The sequence below is a fragment of the Actinoplanes sp. URMC 104 genome, assembly GCF_051386375.1.
GTDB lineage: Bacteria > Actinomycetota > Actinomycetes > Mycobacteriales > Micromonosporaceae > Actinoplanes.
Genome location: NZ_JBPQTO010000006.1, coordinates 88107 through 107802 on the forward strand (window position 1 = coordinate 88107; position 19696 = coordinate 107802).

Below are 19696 nucleotides of genomic sequence, written 5' to 3' on the forward strand. Positions count from 1 at the left end.
GGACCGCACAGCTAGGTTGTGGGAACCATCTGCGGCGTCGTGAGGGAAACCGGTGAGAGTCCGGTGCGGTCGCGCCACTGTGAACGGGAGCCGTCGGTTCCCGTGAGTCAGGACGCTCACGCGTCGCAGCCTGTCGGACGGGACGCGTCATCCCGCAAGGAGGTTCCACCATGCCCAAGGTCACGACCGCCGGTCAGCTGAGCACCCCCGCCGTCTCGCGGCGCCTGCTCCTCACGGCCCTCGCCGTCGTCGCGCTGCTGCTGCTGGTCACCTATCTGGTCGCATTCGACCAGGGTGCCGTCTCGCGCAGCGGCATGTACCTGCACGAGCTGATGCACGACGGTCGCCACCTGCTCGGCGTCCCGTGTCACTGAGCCGCGGCTCAGCGTCCGGCTACGGCGCCCTGCTGCTGCGGGGCCTGCTCGCGGGTCTCATCGCCGGTCTGCTGGCCGGCACGTTCGCGTACGTCGCCGGCGAGCCCGCGGTGGACGCGGCGATCGCGATCGAGGAGGCCACCGCCCACGCCACCGGCGAGGCGAACCACCACGACGACGAGCTGGTCAGCCGCAACGGGCAGAAGGGCGGGTTGTTCCTGGCCACCGCGCTCTACGGCGCGGCCATGGGCGGGCTGCTCGCCACCGCGTACACGCTGCTGCGCCGGCGCCTGCGCACCCCGAGCGACACCCGTGCCGCGCTGAGCCTGGCGGGCGCCGCCCTGCTCGGGATCGTGCTGGTGCCGTACGTCAAATATCCGCCCGACCCACCCGCCGTCGGCAACCCCGCCACGATCAACCAGCGCACCATCAGCTACCTGGCGATCCTCGTGATCGGCCTGGTCGCGGTCTGGGCCGCCGTCGTGGCCAAGCGCACCCAGCCGGTCGAGTGGCGCCAGGCGGTCGCCGCCGTGGCCGCGTTCCTGGTCGTCGTCGTGGTCGGGTACGTGCTGCTGCCCGCCGTCGACGAGGTGCCCGACACGTTCCCGGCCGACCTGCTGTGGTCGTTCCGGCTCGCGTCGCTGGGCACCCAGGTCGTGCTCTGGACCGCTCTGGGCCTGGCGTTCGCCGCGCTGGTCTCGGTCACGGGGCGCCGCGGCGCCGCCCGCCGGGAGCCCGTCTCCGCCGCGTGAGCCGACTGCGCGTCGTCGCCGCCGCCCACACCCCGTCCCTGCGCCGGGCCGTGTTCGGCGGCGACGACGACCTCGACGAGGGCGGCCGCAACGCCGCTCTGGCGCTGTGCCCCTTTCCCACCGCCGGGCCGTGGGTGTGCGCGCCGTCCGCCGCCGCAGCCCAGACCGCCTCGGCCCTGGGCGCGACGTCGTTCGCCGTGGCCGCCGAGCTGGCCGACATCGACTACGGCGCCTGGACCGGGCGGGGCCTCGCCGATGTCGACCTGGCCGACTGGCTGACCTCCCCCGACGCCACCCCGCACGGCGGCGAGTCGCTCACCGCCGTGACCGCCCGCGCCGGCCGGTGGCTCGACGCCCAGGCCGGTCGCACGCTCACCGCCGTCGCCCATCCCGCCGTCGTGCGGGCGCTGCTCGCGTCCGCGCTCGGCCTGCCCGCCGACGGCATCTGGCGCCTCGACGTGGCGCCGCTGTCGGTCTCCTGGCTCACCCACCGCGCCGGCCGCTGGCACCTCGCCATCCGCTGATCTTCTACTGTCGGCTCGTGAAGGTCGCCGAGATCCGCCGCTACCCCGTCAAGTCCCTGCTCGGCGAGGTCGTGCCGGCCGCCGAGGTGGGCGAGCGGGGCCTCGCGGGCGACCGGTTGTGGGCGGTACGCGACCCGGACGGCAAGTTCGGCAGCGGCAAGAACACCCGCCGGTTCCGCCGGATGCCCGGCCTGTTCGAGCTGCGCGCCCGGGCGGCGCAGCCCGGCTCGCAGGCTCCCCTCGTCGAGCTGCCCGACGGCCGCCGCTTCACCGCCGACGACCCGCACGGGCACCGAGCCGTCAGCGACGTGCTCGGCCGGACGGTCACCCTCACCGCGGAGGCGGACGTCCCGCACCACGACGAAGGCCCGGTCAGCCTCATCACCACGGCCGCCCTGCGCCGCCTGGCCGAACTGACCGGCGGCACCGACCCCGAACCCCTGCGGTTCCGCGCGAACCTGCTGATCGACCTGCCCGGCAGCGGCTTCCCCGAGGACGACTGGCCGGGCAGCCTGCTGCGAGTCGGCCCGCAGGTCGTCCTGCGACCGGTCCGCCCGCTCACCCGCTGCGTCATGATCGACATGGCGCAGGACCGGGCGGCCCGCCGCGACGATCTGCTCAAGGCGCTGGCCGACCACCACGACCTGACCTTCGGCGTGTTCGCGACGGTGGAGCGGCCCGGTCGGGTCACGGTCGGCGACGCCTGCTCGCTGGCGTGACCCTGCGCCTCCGCCGGGACGGCCGGACCTCACCTGACCGGTCGGCGCCGCGCCGGTGCGACGCTCACAGCACCTCGTCGGCCCAGCGGGCGACCACGGACAGCACCGGGGCCCGCCCGGCCAGCATGTCCTGCACGCCGCGCGTGTCGTAGCTCGGCGTACGCCCCGTGCCCCGCACCGCGGCGGTCACCATCCGCGGCGCCAGCCAGAAATACTTCGCCGCGCCGCACGTCAGGATCGCCCGGCGCACCGTGGCGTCGTCGACCGCGCCGTCCAGCCCGCGCCGATACTGCTCGCCCACCACCTCCAGCACCTCGTCCAGCAGCCCGATGTCGATCAACCCGTCGAAGAACGTGTCCAGCGCCAGGTTCGCCGGGTCCTCCCCGATCGCCCCCGGCCCGCAGCAGGCCCAGTCCAGCAGCACCGGGCCGCGCGGCGCGAACACCAGGTTCATCGGCCAGACGTCGTGGTGGCACAGCGTCCGCGGCAGCTCGTCGGCCAGCGCGAGGACCTCCGCGCGGCGCTCCCACAACCGGCGCAGCCCCGCACGCAACGACGGCCCCCACGCCGCCGCCGGCACCGGATGGTCCCAGTCCGGCTCGGCGTCCGACGCGTTCGCCATCGTGTAGTCCCGCAACCAGTCCCGCGCGAGCCACGGCTGCTGCGGCGGGTCGCCCAGCCACCGCGCGTGTGCGCCGCCGAGCCGGAACGCCACGTCGCCCAGCTGGGCCACGCTCGCGTCCGTCCCGGCCGTGCCGGTCACGTCCTCCAGCCACATCGCCACCGAACCGTCGGGGCAGTCCACCTCCTCGTAGACGCGCGGCCCGGGCAGGCCGGGCAGACCGGTCGCGACAAGCCCGCAGGCGTACGCCTCGGGCTCGCGCCGCCAATAGTTGAAGTGTCCCGGGTCGGTGCCGGCCGCCAGGTGCGCGGCGGCGCCCTCTCTCCTCGGCGTCGCGATCTTGAGGATCGCGGTGCCTGCGTCACGGTAGACCCGCCAGACGCCGCCGGTCACCTCGTTCGCCGTGCTGTGGACAAGCTCCTCGGCGGTCCAACCGGGACGGAGCAGGTTTTCCACAGGCCGACAGTAATCGGCGCGAAATCGTCGGTGGCTGCCGCTACCTTTCCGCGCATGCCTGCATTCCTGCCCGGTCTCGAACTCTCCCGCCTCTTCTACGCCGAGGCCGTCCGGCCGCTGCTCGGCGCGCTCCCCCACGCGGCGGCGCGGCTGGGTCCCGGCTCCGACGTGCTCGGCCTCGACACGCCCCGCTCCACCGATCACGACTGGGGACCCCGGCTCGAGCTGTTCGTCGACGACGACACCGGCGAGCTGGGCGCCATGCTCAGCGAGATGCTGCCCCGGCGGTTCCGCGGCTGGTCCACCCACTTCGAACCACCCGGCGCGCGGGTGCGGTCGATGGCCGACACCGACGGGCCGGTCGACCACTACGTCACGATCACCCCGTTCCCCGACTGGTGCCGTGGCCTGCTCGGCTTCGACCCCGCCGGCGGCGTCGGCACGGCGGACTGGCTGGGCACGCCGTGGCAGCGCCTCGCCGAGGTCACCGGCGGCGCCGTCTTCCACGATCCCGGCGGCGCGGTCGGCGCCGTCCGCGAGCGCCTGCGGTGGTACCCGGCGGACGTCTGGCGCTACGTGCTGGCCTGCCAGTGGCAGCGCATCGCCGAGGAGGAGGCCTTCCCCGCCCGCGCGGCCGAGGCGGGCGACGAGCGCGGCGCCCGGGTGATCACGGCCCGGCTCTGCCGGGAGATGGCCCGGCTGCTGCTCCTGCTGTCGCGCCGCTGGCCGCCCTACACGAAATGGCTGACGGCGGCCTTGCCGCCCACCGCGGTCACCTGGCATCTGTCGGAGGCGTTACGCGCCGACGACGCCCGCGCCCGCGAGGACTCGCTCTGCGCGGCCCTGGAGGACCTCGCCGCGCGGCAGAACGCGTCCGGGCTGGCCGCCGACCTGCCGGCCACCCGCCGTGAGTTCTTCGACCGGGGCTACGCGGTGATCGGCGCCGACCGGTACGCCGCGGCGCTGCGCGAGGCGATCACCGACCCGGCTTTGCGGGCCCGCCCGCTGACCGGCTCGGTCGACCAGATCACCGACTCCACCGCGGTGCTGACCGACCCCGCCCGCTGTCGGGCGGTGACGAGCGCGGCGGGCGGCCCCTGACCGTGACGGTCGTCCCACCGCCCAGAATTCGGTTCGGGCGGCGCGAGCGGCGTGGATAGGTTCCGGAGGTGATGACGTTTGCTGCGCTGTGGTCCTTCGTCCTGGTGGTCGGGCTGCTCACCCTCACGCCCGGCATCGACACCGCCCTCATCCTGCGCACCGCGACGGTCCGGTCGGCGCGGCAGGCGTGGGGCGTGGTGCTGGGCATCCAGTCGGGCACCCTGATCTGGGGTGTGCTCGCCTCGGCCGGCATCACGGCGCTGCTCACGGCGTCGCACGTTGCCTACGAGGTGGTCCGCTGGGCCGGCGCGGGCTACCTCGTCTGGATGGGTGTGCGCATGCTGTGGTCCACCCGGCGCCCGGAGCCGGAGACCGCGGACGAGCCGGAACCCGTCGCGAGCTTCCTCGCCGGCTGGCGGCGCGGCCTGCTGACCAACCTGCTCAACCCGAAGATGGGCGCCTTCTACGTCGCGCTGCTCCCCCAGTTCATCCCGGCGGGCGCGACGCCGCTGCTCTACGGCATCCTGCTGGCGGGCGTGCACGTCGCCCTCGGCCTCGTCTGGTCGACCGTCCTGGTCGCCACCGCGCGCCGGCTGCGGGGGTTGCTGCGCCGCCCGAAGGCGCGGCGCGTGCTCGACCGTGTCACCGGCACGGTGATCGTCGCCTTCGGGGTCCGCCTCGCCACCGAGGCCCGCTGACCGAGGCGGAGGGCCGGACCGACGGCGGCCGTGCGCCGGAAGACGCCTACCGCGTCCGTTCACCCGCGGTGCCGCCCACCCGGCGATGCCGCTCGAAGGGCCGCCACCCCGTCCGCCCCGGCAGGCACCACTCCGCGGCGGCCGTCGCTCCCAGACGTCGGCGCACTCGCCTGATGGCGGACCCGATTGCCGCGCCGTCGGGTTCCCTCACCCGGCGCACGGGGCCGTCCGCCTCGAGACACTGACCGCTCCCGCGCTGGGCTCGCCCGACGCGCCTATCGAGGTGGCCGATCTGAACGGTCGGCCGCGGCGACGCGATCGAGTTGGCCGATCCGAACGGTCGGCCGCGGCGACGCGACCGCATCCGGGCCTGCCCGCCTCCGGTTCGACGACGTGCGGGCGGCGGGCTGAGGCCGTTTTCCGTGGGTGTCGTTGATTCCTTTGGCTTTTGTCGCGTGGTCGGTGAGCGGGCGCACATCGCGTAAAGCATCCTAGGATGAAAGGTGGTCGGCGGGTCGCGGTGGGGGCGGTGGGGGTGGCGCGCCTAGGGTTGACCTTGCGATGAACGAGAACGACACCACGGCCGAGACCCGGCCCTGCGCGCACTGTGGACGTCCGGTCCCTCAGCGGTCCTCGGCCGGGCGGCCGTTCCGCTACTGCCGGGACAACGACGGCGAATGCCAGCGCGCCTCGCGCAACGTGCGCATGCGGCACCGCTCCTCCCCCGGGCTGGCCGGCCAGGTGGCCCGCACGTGGGAGGTGGTCGACCGGCTCGATCAGCTCGTGGGCTCGCTCACCGAGGCGCTGCACTCCGAGCTTTCCCCGGCCGGCGTCGACCGGCAGGTAGCGGAGATCCGCGCGGAGACGTCGGGGCAGATCGCGGCCGCGCACACCGAACGGGACGATGCCCGCCGGGACGCCGAGCGGTCGGCGGCGGAGGCGGTCACGGCCCAGCAGCTGGCAGCGGCGGCGAGCGCCGAGCGGGACGAGGCGGTGCACCGCGCGGAGGAGGCCGAGCGCGCGGCGACGACGGCCGCCGCCCGGGCGGACGAGGCCCAGCAGGCCAGGCAGGAGGCGCAGCGCGAGGCGACGGCCGCGGCGGCGCTGCGGGAGCGGGCCGAGGCGGACCGGGACGCGGCCCGCGACGAGCTGGCGACGGCGCGGGCCGAGACCCTCGACGTACGCCGGGAAAGGGACGCGACCGAGCGTGAGCTCGCCTCGGCCCTGCGCGACGCGGAGGCAGCAGCGGCCCGCACCGAGGAGCTGCGCCGCGAGCGGGACGCGGCGCGCGAGGAGCTGCGCCGGGCCCGCGACGCCGCGCGCGAGGAGGGCCTGCGCGCCGAGGCGGAGCTGGCGGAGGTTCGCCGCGAGGCAGCCGAGCAGCGGGAGGCCGCGGAGCAGACCCGCTCCCAGGCCGCGGCGGCGCGGGAGGCCGCCGACGCCGAGCTGGCCCAGCTTCGCCGCGAGCTGGCCGACGCGCTGTCCGAACGGGACGCTCTGCTGCGCACGCGGGAGGAGCTGGACCGGGCGTCACGCGACCGCGCGGACCTGGAACGCCGGCTCGCGGCGGCGCGGGCGGAGGCCGAGACCGCGCAGACCCGGGCCGCCCAGCTGTCGTCGCAGGTGAGCGATCTGGCCTCGGCGCTGGCCAGCCTGGGCGGCGCGCGCCCGGCCACGCCGGCGCAAACCGGACCGGCGCAGGCCCGGAGTTGACCATCGAGACCGATGCATGATCCGCGCGTCGGCGGGCATCAAACCAGGCAGGAACAGGCAGCGGGAGTTCTCATCTCCGGCGACGAGCGGACGAACAATGGTCGGCGCGGAGCCGAACCCGGGGGCGATATGCGGACGACTCGACCGAGTGACCGAGATCGCATCACGTGGAGAACTCGCAAAGGCCGTAAAGTGGACCAAGGTCCACTACGGCAGGGGTTCGCGGTGCCGGGTAAGGGCCGCGGGCGGCTACGCTCGTAGCGTTAACACCACCGTCACAACGGTGGTCCCAGAGACCACGGCGACCGTAGGAATCCGACGGCCGCCCCTTTCGTTACACCAACGAGAGCAGCACCACGAGCGAGGGGAAGCCACCATGGGCGAACGCATGCTGCGCGGCAGCCGTCTTGGCGCAGTCAGCTACGAGTCCGACCGCAACACCGAGCTGGCGCCCCGGCAGACCCGAGAGTACCTGTGCGTGAAGGGCCACCAGTTCGAGGTGCCGTTCGCCGTCGACGCCGAGGTGCCCACCACCTGGGAGTGCAAGTTCGACGGCAGCGTCGCCCGCCTGGTCGACGGCAGCGAGCCGGAGCAGAAGAAGGCCAAGCCGCCGCGTACCCACTGGGACATGCTCCTCGAGCGCCGTTCGATCTCGGAGCTGGAGGACATCCTCAACGAGCGGCTCCAGGAGGTCCGGACCCGCCGGGGCCGCTGACCCGCACGAGAGAAGAAAAGGCCGTCCCCGAGCGGGGACGGCCTTTTGCATGCCGGGGCGCCGGTCAGCGCACGACCTCGCCCTCGATGACCTCACCCTCGATCGCGGCGACCGGCGTGCGCTGAGCGGGCGAGGCGGCGGGCTCGGCGACCGGCTCGCCGGGGTGCACCCGCACGTGGCGGGCGCCGAACAGGTCGGACGCCACGGCGCCGCCGACGCGGCGTTCGGCGTACCGCTCCATCTGGTGCCGGGCCAGCTGACGGCCCGGCGGCAGCAGCAGCACCAGGCCCGCGACGGCCGACACGAAGCCCGGAACGGCCAGCAGCAGGGCGCCGAGCAGCCCGGCCAGCGAGTGCGACACCTCACGGCCCGGCGGGCGGCCCTCCGCGGCGGCGGCCTGGAAGCTGCGCCAGCCCTTCATGCCCTCGCGGCGCAGCAGCGACAGGCCGGCGAGGCTGGCCGCGACGCCCAGCAGCATCGCCCACCCGAACCCGATGGCGTGCGCGACCGCGATGAACACGACGATCTCGACGACCGCCAGCAGTGACAGTCCCAGCGGCAGCAGGGCAAGTCCTCGACGACGCATGCTGTTCCTCCGTGTCAATCAGCCTCAAGCATGACACGGCCGGGCCCGTTCACGGCCAGGTGGAACCCTCGGCGGCGCGCTTGCCGAACCGCTTGCGGACCGCGTCGCGGCGCGCCTGCACACCCCACAGCGTGACCCTGAGCAGCTGTTCCTTGAAGATGTTGCCGCTCATCTTGCTGACGCCGTGTTCGCGCTCGGTGAACGTGATCGGCACCTCGGCGATGCGGTAGCCCGCCTGGTAGGTGCGCCAGGCGAGCTCGACCTGGAACGAGTACCCGGTCGAGGCCACGGTCTCGACGTTGATCGTGTCGAGGACCGGCATCCGGTACGCCCGGTAGCCGCCGGTCGCGTCACGGAACGGCATGCGCAGCGCCATCCGGATGTAGATGTTGCCGCCGCGCGAGAGCAGCAGCCGGTGCACCGGCCAGTTGTGCACGCTGCCGCCGGGGATGTAGCGGGTGCCGAGCACCGCGTCGGTGTCGATCAGCGCGTCGAGCAGCTTGGGCAGCTCCTCGGGGGCGTGCGAGCCGTCGGCGTCCATCTCGACGACCGCGTCGTACCCCTTGTTCTTGGCCCAGGCGAAGCCGGCCTTGTACGCGGCTCCCAGGCCCTCCTTGCCGGCGCGGTGCAGCACGAAGATGTGGTCGTCGGCCAGCGCGAGCTCGTCGGCGATGCGGCCGGTGCCGTCGGGCGAGTTGTCGTCGGCGACCAGGATGTCGACCTCGGGGACCGCGGCGCGCACCCGCCCGGTGATCAGGCGGATGTTGTCCGCCTCGTTGTAGGTCGGGATCACCACGAGCACCCGACCCACCCCGGGGTACCCTTCCGCCTCGCTCACCGTGCCTCCGCAGTCCGTTCGTCGCCGGCCGAGCGGCGAGCATCGTTCGTGGTGCGCCGGCGGCGACGCAACGGAAGCACACCGGCCAGGGCGACAGCCGCGAGGGCAGCCATCGCCATCTCGGGCCAATGGCCCAAACGAGTCGCCAGCGTAGTCGGCCCTCCCACGGCCATGTCACGCACCATCACCGCGCCGACGTTGAAGCCGCTCGAGTCGTGCACCTGACCTGCCGTACCCACGAAAGCGGACACGCCGACGGTGGACACCATCAGCGCCTCCCGGCCGTGCTCGACCGCCCGCAGCCGCACCATGGCGAGCTGCTGGCGGGCCTCGGCCTCGTTGAACGTCGCGTTGTTGGTCTGCACCGCGAGCACCTGCGCCCCGCCGGTCACAGTGTCGCGGACGATGTCGTCGTACGCCACCTCGAAGCAGATGACGTCGCCGACGGTGACCGCGCCGCTGTGCAGCACCCCCGGGTGGTCGCCGGAGAGCATGTTGCGCACCAGGTCGACCCGCTCGGTGACCAGCCGCGCGATCGAGCGCAGCGGCACGTACTCGGCGAACGGCACCGGGTGGCGCTTGACGTACTTCTGGCCCAGGTCGGGGCCCTGGCCGGGGTTCCACAGCAGGCCGGCGTTCTCGATGTCGCCCGGCTTGTCGGTGCGCAGCACGGTGCCGACCAGGATCGGCGCCTTGATCGCGTCGGCGGCCGCGGAGATCTGCTGGGCGGCGTCGGGGTTGCGCAGCGGGTCGAGGTCGCTGGAGTTCTCGGGCCAGACGACCAGCGCGGGCTGCTTCTGCCGCCCGGCGGCGACCTCGGCGGCCAGCCGCTCGGTGGCGGTGACGTGGTTGTCGAGCACGGCGCGGCGCTGGGCGTTGAAGTCCAGACCCAGCCGCGGCACGTTGCCCTGCACGATCGCGACGGTCTGCGTGGCGGCGGCGGGCTCGGCGACCGGCACAAGCAGCGGGCCCGCCATCAGCGCGACGGCGGTCAGCGACATGCCGGCGCCCTTGGTGGACCACCCGGGACGCAGCAGCAGGGCGGCCAACGCGCCGCCGGCCGCCGCGACGGCGAACGTGACCAGCGGGGCTCCGCCGTACGCGGCCAGGCGCAGCGCGGGCCCGTCGTCCTGGCTGAAGGCGAGCCGCCCCCACGGGAAGCCGCCGAACGGGGCCCGGTCGCGCAGCGCCTCCATGGCGACCCAGAGCAGCCCGAGCACCGGCGGCATGAGCGCGCGCCACCGGTCGAGCAGCGGCGAGACCCAGGCGGTGGCCAGGCCGAGCAGTCCCAGGTACGCCGCCTGCGCGAACGACAGCAGCAGCCAGGGCAGCCACCCGGCGCCGATCGTGGTCCACCACAGCAGCGGCACGAACAGCACCAGCCCGGCGATCGCCCCGAGCCCGAACGCGCGCCGCAGCCGGCGCCGGTGGGTGGCGGTCGCGAGCAGCGCCACGCCGATCGGGGAGAGCCACCAGAGACCGTACGGCGGGAGCGCGAGCAGCAGCGCGACCCCGGCCAGCACGGCGAGCAGCACCGCCCACCGGCGGCGCACCGGCCGCGCATGCTCGGACTGCGCCGTGACCTGCGGCGCAGCGGGGGTCTGCAGCGTCATCTCCACTCGCGGAAGGCTACCCGGCGGCGCCCGCCCGAAGGCGGACAGCCGTCCCGGCGACGGCATCGATAAGAAAACAATCTATCGCCTCCACCAGCCAGCCCACCCGCCCTGGGGGCCGCCACCCTACCCCGGGATCGGCCGCACGCGCGCCCGGCCGTCCACAGCCGCCGCTCGGCCCGTCGCCCGATCACCCCCACCAGCCAGCCCACCCGCCCTGGGGGCCGCCACCCTACGCGGAGTCGGCCGCACGCGCGCCCGGCCGTCCACAGGCCGCCCGACCCGTCCACAGCCGCCGCTCGCGTCGTCCACAGCCGCCCGACCTGTCCACAGCCGCCCGGCCGCTCACCGGCGCGCACCCCCCGCACAGGACGAGGCGCGGTCCGCCCGGACCGCGCCTCGTGTGCTCCCAGTCGTCCCGGGCACGGCCGGTGGGCCGCTCGCAGGTCCCGGACGCCTTCGGACCGGCATGCTCCGCGCCGGCTGCGCGGGTCAGGCCGTTGTCTACTGGCGCCGATCCCTGTTCGGGCCCACCGCGGCGCGACGGGTCCGCGCCGCCCCGCGACCCCCGCCCCCTGGACCTGGCTGAACGCGCGACCCCTGCGAGGACTGCGGCCAGTGGGCGTGGGAACGAAGCGAATAGCGTCGCTCGCCGTGCTCAGGATTCGACGACGGTACGTCCGTCCCCCGCGGTGCTGTCAACCGGCGCCCAGCCTTCGGGCGTGTCGCGTTCCCCGGCGTGTCATCGGGTGTACCCGTTCGGGCTACAGGGTGTTCACCAACGCTGCCGCGGCGTGACGGTGATCGATAGCCAACAGCCCGGCGGCGGCCAGGACGTACCGGGAGTCGATCACCGTGCGGGCCGCGGTGGGCGCCGCCCAGCCGCCCGCGTGATCCGACAGCAGGGCTTGCAGCACAGACGCGCCGCCGCCGTGGCGCAGCACCCCGCCGGAGCCGACCACGAGCCGGACGTCGCGCAGGTCGCGGCCGCCGGTGCGGGGCTGACCAGGACCGGACGAGTGGCCGCGGGCGTGCCTGCGCAGGGCGATCGTGGCGGCCGCCGACGCTAACTGAACGTCACCTGTGAGCGGTTGTGCCATTTTCTCGGCGACGGCGGCGGCCCGGGTGCCGTCGGCGCCCACCGCCACGCCGAGGTCGCCCTCCACGGTCCGTGCCCGCCACAGCGTGCCCGCCACGTCGCGGCGCGGGCCGTTCTCGCTCTCCGCGTCGGGCACCAGCGCCGAGTACACGTCGGTGGTCGCCCCGCCCACGTCGACCACCAGCACGCCCGAGCCGGTCGCGTCGGCCAGCAGTTCCACGCCGGCCAGCACGGCGTCGGGGGTGGCCGCGCGCACCAGCGAGGCGAACCGGCGGCCTTTCGACAGCCGCTTGCCGCCGATCACGTGCCGCAGGAACACCGAGCGGATCGCGGCGCGCGCGGGGCCGGGGTCGAGCACGCCGATGCGCGGCAGCACGTTGCCCGTGACGGTCACCGGGACGCGCCGTTCGGTCAGCCGCCGGGCGGCCTCGTCGCGGACGTCCGCGTTGCCCGCCACGACGACCGGCACGCGCAGCCGGGAGGTAGCCAGCCGCCGCGCGTTGTGCAGCAGCACCTCGCCGTCGCCGCCGTCGGTGCCGCCCACGAGCAGGATCACGTCCGGTCGCGACGCGCGCAGCGCCGCCACGGCTGCCCCGTCGAGCGGCCCGGCCGCCACGTGCACCACGCGGGCGCCCGCCGACAACCCGACGCGGTGCCCCGCCTCGGCCGTGACCAGCGACTCGTAGCCCACGACGGCGAGCCGCAGCCCGCCGCCGGCCGACGAACACACGTACAGCTCGCCACCCCCGCCGACCGCCTCCACCGCCTGATCGAGACCGGTCAGCACGTCGCTGCCGGCGGTGGTGGGCACCTCGGCGCGACGCACCAGCTCGCCGGCGTCGAGGTCGATCAGGGCAGCCTTCGTGTACGTGGAGCCGACGTCCACGCAGACCGCCGTGCTCACGGTTTGGCAGGGACGACGACCGTGCCCGTTGCGGTCACCGCGACGATCGGCTCGTCCAGAACGGAAGCGGCCGAGCCGCCGGAGCCGCGGCACACGACCCGCGACTCGAACGCGATCCGGCGCGAGCGGGTGCCCATGTGGGTCACCGTGGCGACGACCTCGAGCACGTCGCCGGCCTGGACCGGCGCCTTGAACTGCACGTCGTCGTAGGACGCGAACAGCCCCTCGTCGCCGTCGAGCCGGATGCACACCTCGGTGGCGACGTCGCCGAACAGGCCGAGCGAGTACGCCCCGTCGACCAGGTTGCCCGCGTAGTGCGCGTGCGAGTAGGGGACGTACCGGCGGTGGGTCACAGTGATCATGCAGGGCTGCCAATCAGAGCGTGGACGAGGTAGGAGGCGACTTCGCGCGGGGTGGTGCCCCGGCCGAAGATCCGGTCGACGCCGAGCTCGGCGGCCATCAGCTCGTCGAAGCGCGGGCCCCCGACGATCAGAAGCGGACGCCGGTCCGCGGGCAGGGCCTCGCGGAACGCGGCCGACATCGCCCGGGTGTTCTGCAGGTGGGCGTCGCGCTGGGTGACGACCTGCGAGACGAGCACCGCGTCGGCCCTGCGCTCGCGGGCGGTCTCGACCAGATCGGGGACGGACACCTGCGCGCCCATGTTCGTCACCGACAGCTCGCTGTAGTACTCCAGGCCCTTCTCACCCGCGATGCCCTTGAGGTTGAGGATCGCGTCGATGCCGACCGTGTGCGCGTCGGTGCCGATGCAGGCGCCCACCACGTTGAGCCGCCGCCGCAGCCGCCGCTTGATCGCCGCGTTGACCTCCTTGGCGCTCAGCAGCGGGAAGTCGCGCTCGACGACCTGCACCTTGTCGGTGTCCACGAGGTGGGTGACCCGGCCGTAGACGACGAAGAACGTGAAGCCGTCGCCCATCGGCTTGGCGTGCACGAGCATCGCCGGGTCCATGCCCATCTTGCCGGCGAGCTGCAGGGCCGCGCCCTCGGCGCGTTTGTCGTGCGGGACCGGCAGCGTGAACGACAGCTGCACCATCCCGTCGCCGGTGGTGTCCCCGTACGGGCGGACGATGCTCATGCGGCGCCCTCCAGCGCGGACGTGACCGGGTTGTAGTAGTCGTCCTCGTGCCGCGCGACGCCGTCGAGCCCCTTGCCGCGGTCGGCGGGGCGTTTCATGATCCCGAAGGTGCCGTCCGCGATCGCGGTCAGCAGCGAGTCGTCGACGATCCGCTCGAGCAGCTCGACGGCCTCGCCGAGAACGGCGTGGGCGCGCTGCTGGATGAAGCCGCCGGGGGCGGGCACGAAGTCCTCGTGCAGGTTCCCGGCGCCGCCCAGCACGTAGCGGACGTTCTGCAGGGCGATGTCGCGGTCGGACAGCCACGGCGTGACCACCGCCTCGGTCATCATGCCGACCAGCAGGATGCCCTGGCCGGTCAGCGCCCCGGCCAGGTTGAAGAACCCGTCGAGCAGGTTGCCGCGGAACACGTCGCCGGTCATGTGCTTGGTCGGCGGCATCCACTTGAGCGGGGCGTCGGGGAACAGCTCGCGGGCCAGCAGCGCGTGCGCGAGCTCGAGGCGGAACGAGTCGGGCAGGTCCGGGTTGATCTCGAAGGCGTGGCCGAGGCCGAGCTGCCAGTCGGCCAGCCCGGCCTCGTGCGCGAAGAACTCGTTGAGCAGCTGCGACACCGTGACGGTGTGCGCGGCCTCGACCGCGTCGGCGGTGGTGAGGTAGTTGTCCTCGCCGGTGTTGATGATGATCCCGGCCCGGGCGTGCACCTGCCGGGAGAACCGCTGGTCGACGAAGGTGCGGATCGGGTTGATGTCGCGGAACAGGATGCCGTACATGGAGTCGTTGAGCATCATGTCGAGCCGTTCGAGGCCGGCGAGCGCGGCGATCTCGGGCATGCACAGCCCGGACGCGTAGTTGGTGAGCCGCACGTACCGGCCGAGCTCCCGGGACGTCTCGTCGAGCGCCGCGCGCATCAGCCGGAAGTTCTCCTGGGTGGCGTACGTGCCGGCGAAGCCCTCGCGGGTGGCCCCCTCGGGCACGTAGTCCAGCAGCGACTGCCCGGTCGAGCGGATCACCGCGATCACGTCGGCGCCGGCGCGCGCGGCGGCCTGCGCCTGCGGGATGTCCTCGTGGATGTCGCCGGTCGCGACGATCAGGTAGATCCACGGGCGCTGCGGCGGGTCGCCGTAGCGCTTGATCAGCCGGTCCCGTTCGGCCCGCCGCCGGTCGACGAGCTTGAGGCCGTTGCCGGTCGCCCGTCGCGCGTCGCGGCGGGCCGTCGTGGCTTCCGCCTTCTTGAGGGGTACGGCGAACCGGACCGCACCCGCGGCGGCCTTCTGCGCGAGCGCGGTGAGGTCGTCGATCCCGGTGGTGCGCATGGCGTGGAACACCGGCACCGCGACGCCGTGGCCCAGCCCGACGTCGGCGCGCACGGCGTCGACCAGGCGGTTCACCCACGGGATGCCGTCGGGGTCGGCGCCGTGCACGCCGGCCAGCCGCAGTACCGCCCGCTCCACCGACACGGTGGTGTGCGAACGCGCCAGGTCGACCACCGGCTGTCCCGCCCTGGCCGCGAGCCGGCGCGCCGCGCGCACCACCCGCGGGTCGAGATCCAGCTTGCCCGCCACCCCTACCCCCGTCCGTCAGCCTTCGTAGATCGTTTCGCCGTGCAGCGTCGTGCGCCGGCACACCGGCCGCGCGGGCGCCTCGCCGTCGACGTCCGGCAGCAGCGCGGGCAGTCCCTCCCGTACGCCCGCAGGCGTCTCCCACACCGCGAACGACGCCGACTGGCCGGGGGCCAGCACCCCGGCGTCGCCCACCCCGGCCGCCCGCCAGCCGCCCCGGGTGGACGCCGCGAACGCCGCCCGGACGCTCATCCGGTACACCGGGTTGCGCGGCGCCGCGGCCGCGACCACCACCGCCCACGGGTCGAGCGCGGTGACCGGCGAGTCGGAGCCGAACGCCAGCTGCACCCCGGTCGCGTGCATCGCGCCGATCGGGTTGGACGCCATCGCCCGCTCGACGCCCAGCCGCTGCGCGTACATGCGGTCGGGCCCGCCCCACAGCGCGTCGAAGACCGGCTGCACCGAGGCGATCACCCCGAACTCGACCATCCGGGCGATCATCGCCTTGTCGATGAGCTCCACGTGCTCGATGCGGTGGTGGCCCTGGCGGACGGCGTCGACGCCGACCGACTTGGCGGCCAGCGCGAAGCCCTCGAGGACCGTCTCGATCGCGGCGTCGCCGATCGCGTGGAAGCCGCCCTGCACGCCGACCGTCACGCAGTCGAGCAGGTGCTCGGCGGCCTGCTCGGCGGTCAGGAACGCCTCGCCGCAGCCGCCGTGGCCGTCTAGGAACGGCTCGCGCACCGACGCCGTTCGCGAGCCGAGCGCGCCGTCGGCGTACAGGTCGCCGGCCGCGCCGACCGCGCCCAGCTCCTTGGCCTTGAGCGCGCCGCCCAGCTCGCCCCAGTAGCCGAACACCTGCGGCAGCCCCTGCCCGCTCAGCCGCAGCACCGACGCGAAGTCGGCCTCGCTGGACGTGCCCGGGCCGCCGCACTCGTGCACCGCGGCGATGCCCAGCGACGCCGCCTTCGCCAGCGCGGCCCGCTGCGTCGCGGTGCGCTGCTCCGGGGTGATCGAGCTCAGCGCGATGGCCCGTACGGCGTGGTGGTCGTGCTCCTTGACCAGGGCCACGCCGGTGGGCAGGTCCGCGGCGGCGAGCAGCGCGGTCGAGGCCAGCGCGGAGTGCACGGAGGCCTGCGACAGGTACACCCGGCGGCCCTCGGCGGCCCGGTCGAGCTCGGCGGCGGTGGGCAGGCTCTGGTCGGGCCAGAACGACTCGTCCCAGCCGTGGCCGTGCACCACGGCGCCGGCCGGGCGGGTGCGGGCGAACGCCGCCACCGCGTCGAGCAGCTCCTGCCGGCCGCGCACGGCGGACAGCTCGAGGCCGTCGACGGCCAGGCCGGTGTCGGTGGCGTGCAGGTGCGCGTCGACGAACGCCGGGGTGACCAGGCCGTTGCCGAGGTCGACGGTGCGGTCGGCGGCAGGGGCGTCGCCGGCGTCGCCCAGCCAGGCGATCCGGCCGTCGCGGACCAGCATGGCGGTGGCCCGCGGGTCGGCGGCGGAGTAGAAGCGACCGTGGGAGTACAGAACCTCACTCATGGGCGTCAGTCTCTCGCGAGCCGGGCCTCGAAGAGCGACCGGACCGCCGGGTCCCGGCGCAGCAGGTCGACGGCGAACGCGGCGTGGCCGGGGACGTAGCCGTTGCCGATCAGCATCGTGACGTCGGCGGCGAGCCCCTCGGCGCCCAGCGCGGCGGCCGGGAAGCTGGTCGCCATCGAGAAGAAGATCACTGTGCCGCCGGGGGCGGTGGCGAGGATCGCGCCGTGCTCGCAGCCGGGGACGTCGACGCAGACGACCGTGACCGTGGCCGGCTCCCCCACCGCGGCGGCGACCTCGACGGGGTTGCGGGCGTCCGCTACCGCGACGACGTCGGCGATGCCGGCCGCGCTCAGCGCCGCCCGCTCCCGCTCGTCGCGGACGATCCCGACCGTACGGGCACCCGCCAGCCGCGCCGCGGCCAGGGCGAGCGAGCCGCTCTTGCCGGCGCCGCCCAGGACGGCCACCCGCGCGTCCGGATACTGCCGGACGATCCGGTCGGTGAGCGCGGGGGCGCCGCACACGTCGTACACCGCCAGGGCCAGCTCCGGGGCGAGGTCGTCGGGGAGGACGCCGACGATCGAGCGGCCGAACAGGATCGCGGTGCCCTCGGCCGGGACCTGCTCGCCGCGGCCGTCCCAGCGGGCGAGGCCGTCGGTGATCCGCAGCGGGGTCAGGGTCAGCGAAACCAGCGTGGCGACGCGGTCGCCGGGCTTGACGCCGAGTGGCGAGCGCGGGCCGGCCTCGTCGACGACGCCGATCAGCATGCCGCCCGAGCCGGTGACCGGGTTGTGCATCTTGCCGCGGGTCTCGATGATCTCGAGGACCTCGGCGCGGATCGCCGCGCCGTCGCCGTCGTGCTTGCCGGCCAGCTGGCGGTAGCTCGCGGCGTCGAGGTTGAGGCGCTCCACCCGTACGCGGACCTCGTCGTCCTTGATCTGCGGGCTCGCGTCCAGGCGCCAGGCCGCCTGCGGCAGCACCCCGGCCGGCTCCACGACCCGGTCAAGACCGACAGAAGTCGTCATTCACCCCACCCATCCCAAGAAATCAAGGCCGCTGTGCGTATCCATACCGTAAATCCTCCGGCGACAGGTTTACCAGACCGGAAATCCTCCAGTACGTTGAGACGGCCCGAACGAACGATCAGGGAGGCCCGAGGTGACCCAGCCCGCCGGACAGCCGTACGAGTACCGCCGCCGCACCCTGGTCGAGCCGGACTGGCGCCGCTTCCCCGGCTGGCGCGACGTGACCACCGAGCAGTGGCAGTCCGCCCAGTGGCAGCGGGTCAACTGCGTCAAGAACGTCAAGCAGCTGCGCGCCGTCCTGGGCGACCTGCTCGACGAGCGCTTCTACACCGACCTCGCGACCGACCAGCAGCGCCTCGCGACGATGTCGATGCTGATCCCGCCGCAGATGCTCAACACGATGGTGCCCGACTCGGAGCCCGACACGGAGGCGTTCTACGCCGATCCGATCCGCCGCTACATGCTGCCGGTCGCCACGGACCGTCACCTCGACTGGCCGTCACACCCGCACGCGACGCGCGACTCGCTGCACGAGCACGACATGTGGGTCGCCGAGGGCCTCACCCACCGCTACCCCACCAAGGTGCTGGCCGAGCTGCTGTCGACCTGCCCCCAGTACTGCGGGCACTGCACCCGCATGGACCTGGTCGGCAACAGCACGCCGACGGTGGACAAGCTCAAGCTGACGCTCAAGCCGGTGGACCGCTACGACGCGCACCTGGCCTACCTGCGGCAGCACCCGGGCGTACGGGACGTGGTGGTCAGCGGCGGCGACGTGGCCAACGTGCCGTGGAAGCAGCTCGAGGCGTACCTCATGGGTCTGCTCTCGGTGCCCACCGTGCGCGACATCCGGCTCGCCACCAAGGCGCTCATGGGGCTGCCGCAGCACTGGCTGCAGCCGGACGTGGTCGAGGGGCTGCAGCGGGTCGCGATCACGGCGCAGCGGCGCGGCGTCAACCTGGCCGTGCACACCCACGTCAACCACGTGAACTCGCTGACGCCGCTGGTGGCGCGCGCCGCGCAGACGCTGCTCGAGGTCGGCGTGCGCGACGTGCGCAACCAGGGCGTGCTGATGCGCGGGGTCAACGCGACCACGCCCGACCTGCTCGACCTGTGCTTCGCACTGCAGGGCGAGGCCGGCATCCTGCCGTACTACTTCTACATGTGCGACATGATCCCCAACGCGGAGCACTGGCGCGTGCCGGTGTGGCACGCCCAGCAGCTGCAGCACGACCTGATGGGCTACCTGCCCGGGTACGCGACCCCGCGCATCGTCTGCGACGTGCCGTTCGTCGGCAAGCGGTGGGTGCACATGGTCGCCGAGTACGACCGTGAGCACGGCATCTCGTACTGGACCAAGAACTACCGCACGTCGCTGGAGCACGACGACGACGAGGCGCTGTCCAAGCTGTACGCGTACTACGACCCGATCGACACGCTGCCCGAGTCGGGTCAGGACTGGTGGCGCAAGCAGGAGGCCGCGCTCACCGTCAGCTGAACGCGTCGCGCACGTTCTTGCCGGCGTCCTTGAGGTGCTCGCCCGCCTTCTTCGCGCGGGCGGACGTCTCCTGGGCCTGCCCCTCGGCGACGAGGCTGTCGTTGTCGGTCGCCCGGCCCACGGCCTGCTTCGCCTTGCCGGTCAGCTCGTCGGCCTCGTTCTTCACCTTGTCGCTGAAGCTCATCGGTCCCACCCTCCCGGGGTTTCGCTGTGCCCCGGAGATGCCCGGCGCTCCGGGCCCCGAAACTCACACCGCCTAGAGCATCCTAGGAAG

At 73.8% G+C, this 19696-nt stretch carries 20 protein-coding genes and 1 riboswitch; of the genes, 9 read left to right on the forward strand and 11 right to left on the reverse strand.

The window, feature by feature from the left end; all coding sequences use genetic code 11:
- Window positions 1-16: 16 nt before the first annotated feature.
- Window positions 17-166: riboswitch (adenosylcobalamin (AdoCbl) riboswitch) on the forward strand.
- Window positions 167-170: 4 nt separating this feature from the next.
- Genes ACSNN8_RS20950 through ACSNN8_RS20965 form a run of 4 tightly spaced genes read left to right on the forward strand, consistent with a single transcriptional unit; the run spans window position 171 to window position 2369 of the window.
- On the forward strand, window positions 171-374 hold the full coding sequence (locus ACSNN8_RS20950) for a CbtB domain-containing protein (RefSeq protein ID WP_436650971.1): 204 nt from the start codon (window positions 171-173) through the stop codon (window positions 372-374).
- A complete protein-coding gene (locus ACSNN8_RS20955) occupies window positions 365-1126 on the forward strand; it encodes a CbtA family protein (protein WP_436650972.1) in 762 nt (253 codons plus the stop codon). The genes ACSNN8_RS20950 and ACSNN8_RS20955 overlap by 10 nt, the downstream gene beginning before the upstream one ends.
- Window positions 1123-1650, forward strand: coding sequence for a histidine phosphatase family protein (locus ACSNN8_RS20960; protein WP_436650973.1), 528 nt, complete (start codon window positions 1123-1125; stop codon window positions 1648-1650). Before ACSNN8_RS20955 ends, ACSNN8_RS20960 begins: the two co-directional genes overlap by 4 nt.
- A 17-nt stretch (window positions 1651-1667) precedes the next feature.
- Complete coding sequence (locus ACSNN8_RS20965; RefSeq protein ID WP_436650974.1) at window positions 1668-2369, forward strand: MOSC domain-containing protein; 702 nt, start codon at window positions 1668-1670, stop codon at window positions 2367-2369.
- Window positions 2370-2433: 64 nt separating this feature from the next.
- On the opposite strand, the gene ACSNN8_RS20970 is transcribed toward ACSNN8_RS20965, so the two are convergent.
- Window positions 2434-3447 (reverse strand): aminoglycoside phosphotransferase family protein, encoded by a 1014-nt coding sequence (locus ACSNN8_RS20970; RefSeq protein ID WP_436650975.1) that lies wholly within the window; start codon window positions 3445-3447, stop codon window positions 2434-2436.
- A 54-nt stretch (window positions 3448-3501) separates the two neighbouring features.
- On the opposite strand from ACSNN8_RS20970, the gene ACSNN8_RS20975 reads away from it, so the two are divergent.
- From ACSNN8_RS20975 to ACSNN8_RS20990, 4 genes are all read left to right on the forward strand, one after another.
- Window positions 3502-4548 (forward strand): DUF4037 domain-containing protein, encoded by a 1047-nt coding sequence (locus tag ACSNN8_RS20975; RefSeq protein ID WP_436650976.1) that lies wholly within the window; start codon window positions 3502-3504, stop codon window positions 4546-4548.
- A 71-nt stretch (window positions 4549-4619) separates the two neighbouring features.
- On the forward strand, window positions 4620-5246 hold the full coding sequence (locus ACSNN8_RS20980; RefSeq protein ID WP_436651093.1) for a LysE family translocator: 627 nt from the start codon (window positions 4620-4622) through the stop codon (window positions 5244-5246).
- A 561-nt stretch (window positions 5247-5807) separates the two neighbouring features.
- Complete coding sequence (locus tag ACSNN8_RS20985; protein WP_436650977.1) at window positions 5808-6959, forward strand: serine/threonine protein kinase; 1152 nt, start codon at window positions 5808-5810, stop codon at window positions 6957-6959.
- A 376-nt stretch (window positions 6960-7335) separates the two neighbouring features.
- Window positions 7336-7674 carry an RNA polymerase-binding protein RbpA gene (locus ACSNN8_RS20990; RefSeq protein WP_020517072.1) on the forward strand — a complete coding sequence of 113 codons (339 nt, stop codon included), beginning with the start codon at window positions 7336-7338 and terminating at the stop codon, window positions 7672-7674.
- A 64-nt stretch (window positions 7675-7738) separates the two neighbouring features.
- On the opposite strand, the gene ACSNN8_RS20995 is transcribed toward ACSNN8_RS20990, so the two are convergent.
- From ACSNN8_RS20995 to ACSNN8_RS21035, 9 genes are all read right to left on the reverse strand, one after another.
- Window positions 7739-8260, reverse strand: coding sequence for an FxsA family protein (locus tag ACSNN8_RS20995; RefSeq protein WP_436650979.1), 522 nt, complete (start codon window positions 8258-8260; stop codon window positions 7739-7741).
- A 49-nt stretch (window positions 8261-8309) separates the two neighbouring features.
- Window positions 8310-9098, reverse strand: coding sequence for a polyprenol monophosphomannose synthase (locus ACSNN8_RS21000; protein ID WP_436650980.1), 789 nt, complete (start codon window positions 9096-9098; stop codon window positions 8310-8312).
- Complete coding sequence (lnt, locus tag ACSNN8_RS21005) at window positions 9095-10711, reverse strand: apolipoprotein N-acyltransferase (RefSeq protein WP_436651094.1); 1617 nt, start codon at window positions 10709-10711, stop codon at window positions 9095-9097. The genes ACSNN8_RS21000 and lnt overlap by 4 nt, the downstream gene beginning before the upstream one ends.
- 764 nt (window positions 10712-11475) lie before the next feature.
- On the reverse strand, window positions 11476-12714 hold the full coding sequence (locus ACSNN8_RS21010; protein ID WP_436650981.1) for a glutamate mutase L: 1239 nt from the start codon (window positions 12712-12714) through the stop codon (window positions 11476-11478).
- The gene (locus ACSNN8_RS21015; protein ID WP_436650982.1) at window positions 12711-13076 is read right to left on the reverse strand and encodes a hotdog domain-containing protein; all 366 of its coding nucleotides are present in this window, start codon (window positions 13074-13076) and stop codon (window positions 12711-12713) included. The genes ACSNN8_RS21010 and ACSNN8_RS21015 overlap by 4 nt, the downstream gene beginning before the upstream one ends.
- Window positions 13073-13807 (reverse strand): OAM dimerization domain-containing protein, encoded by a 735-nt coding sequence (locus ACSNN8_RS21020; protein WP_436650983.1) that lies wholly within the window; start codon window positions 13805-13807, stop codon window positions 13073-13075. The genes ACSNN8_RS21015 and ACSNN8_RS21020 overlap by 4 nt, the downstream gene beginning before the upstream one ends.
- The gene (locus ACSNN8_RS21025) at window positions 13804-15366 is read right to left on the reverse strand and encodes a lysine 5,6-aminomutase subunit alpha (RefSeq protein WP_436650984.1); all 1563 of its coding nucleotides are present in this window, start codon (window positions 15364-15366) and stop codon (window positions 13804-13806) included. The genes ACSNN8_RS21020 and ACSNN8_RS21025 overlap by 4 nt, the downstream gene beginning before the upstream one ends.
- 15 nt (window positions 15367-15381) lie before the next feature.
- Window positions 15382-16902, reverse strand: a complete 1521-nt coding sequence (locus tag ACSNN8_RS21030) for an amidohydrolase (protein ID WP_436650985.1) — start codon at window positions 16900-16902, stop codon at window positions 15382-15384.
- A 5-nt stretch (window positions 16903-16907) separates the two neighbouring features.
- On the reverse strand, window positions 16908-17924 hold the full coding sequence (locus ACSNN8_RS21035) for an L-erythro-3,5-diaminohexanoate dehydrogenase (protein ID WP_436650986.1): 1017 nt from the start codon (window positions 17922-17924) through the stop codon (window positions 16908-16910).
- Window positions 17925-18057: 133 nt separating this feature from the next.
- Between ACSNN8_RS21035 and ACSNN8_RS21040 the strand changes: the two genes are divergently transcribed.
- Window positions 18058-19422 (forward strand): KamA family radical SAM protein, encoded by a 1365-nt coding sequence (locus tag ACSNN8_RS21040; RefSeq protein WP_436650987.1) that lies wholly within the window; start codon window positions 18058-18060, stop codon window positions 19420-19422.
- Here ACSNN8_RS21040 and ACSNN8_RS21045 read toward each other — a convergent pair.
- Window positions 19415-19606 carry a CsbD family protein gene (locus ACSNN8_RS21045; RefSeq protein ID WP_436650988.1) on the reverse strand — a complete coding sequence of 64 codons (192 nt, stop codon included), beginning with the start codon at window positions 19604-19606 and terminating at the stop codon, window positions 19415-19417. The genes ACSNN8_RS21040 and ACSNN8_RS21045 overlap by 8 nt on opposite strands.
- Window positions 19607-19696 lie beyond the last annotated feature (90 nt).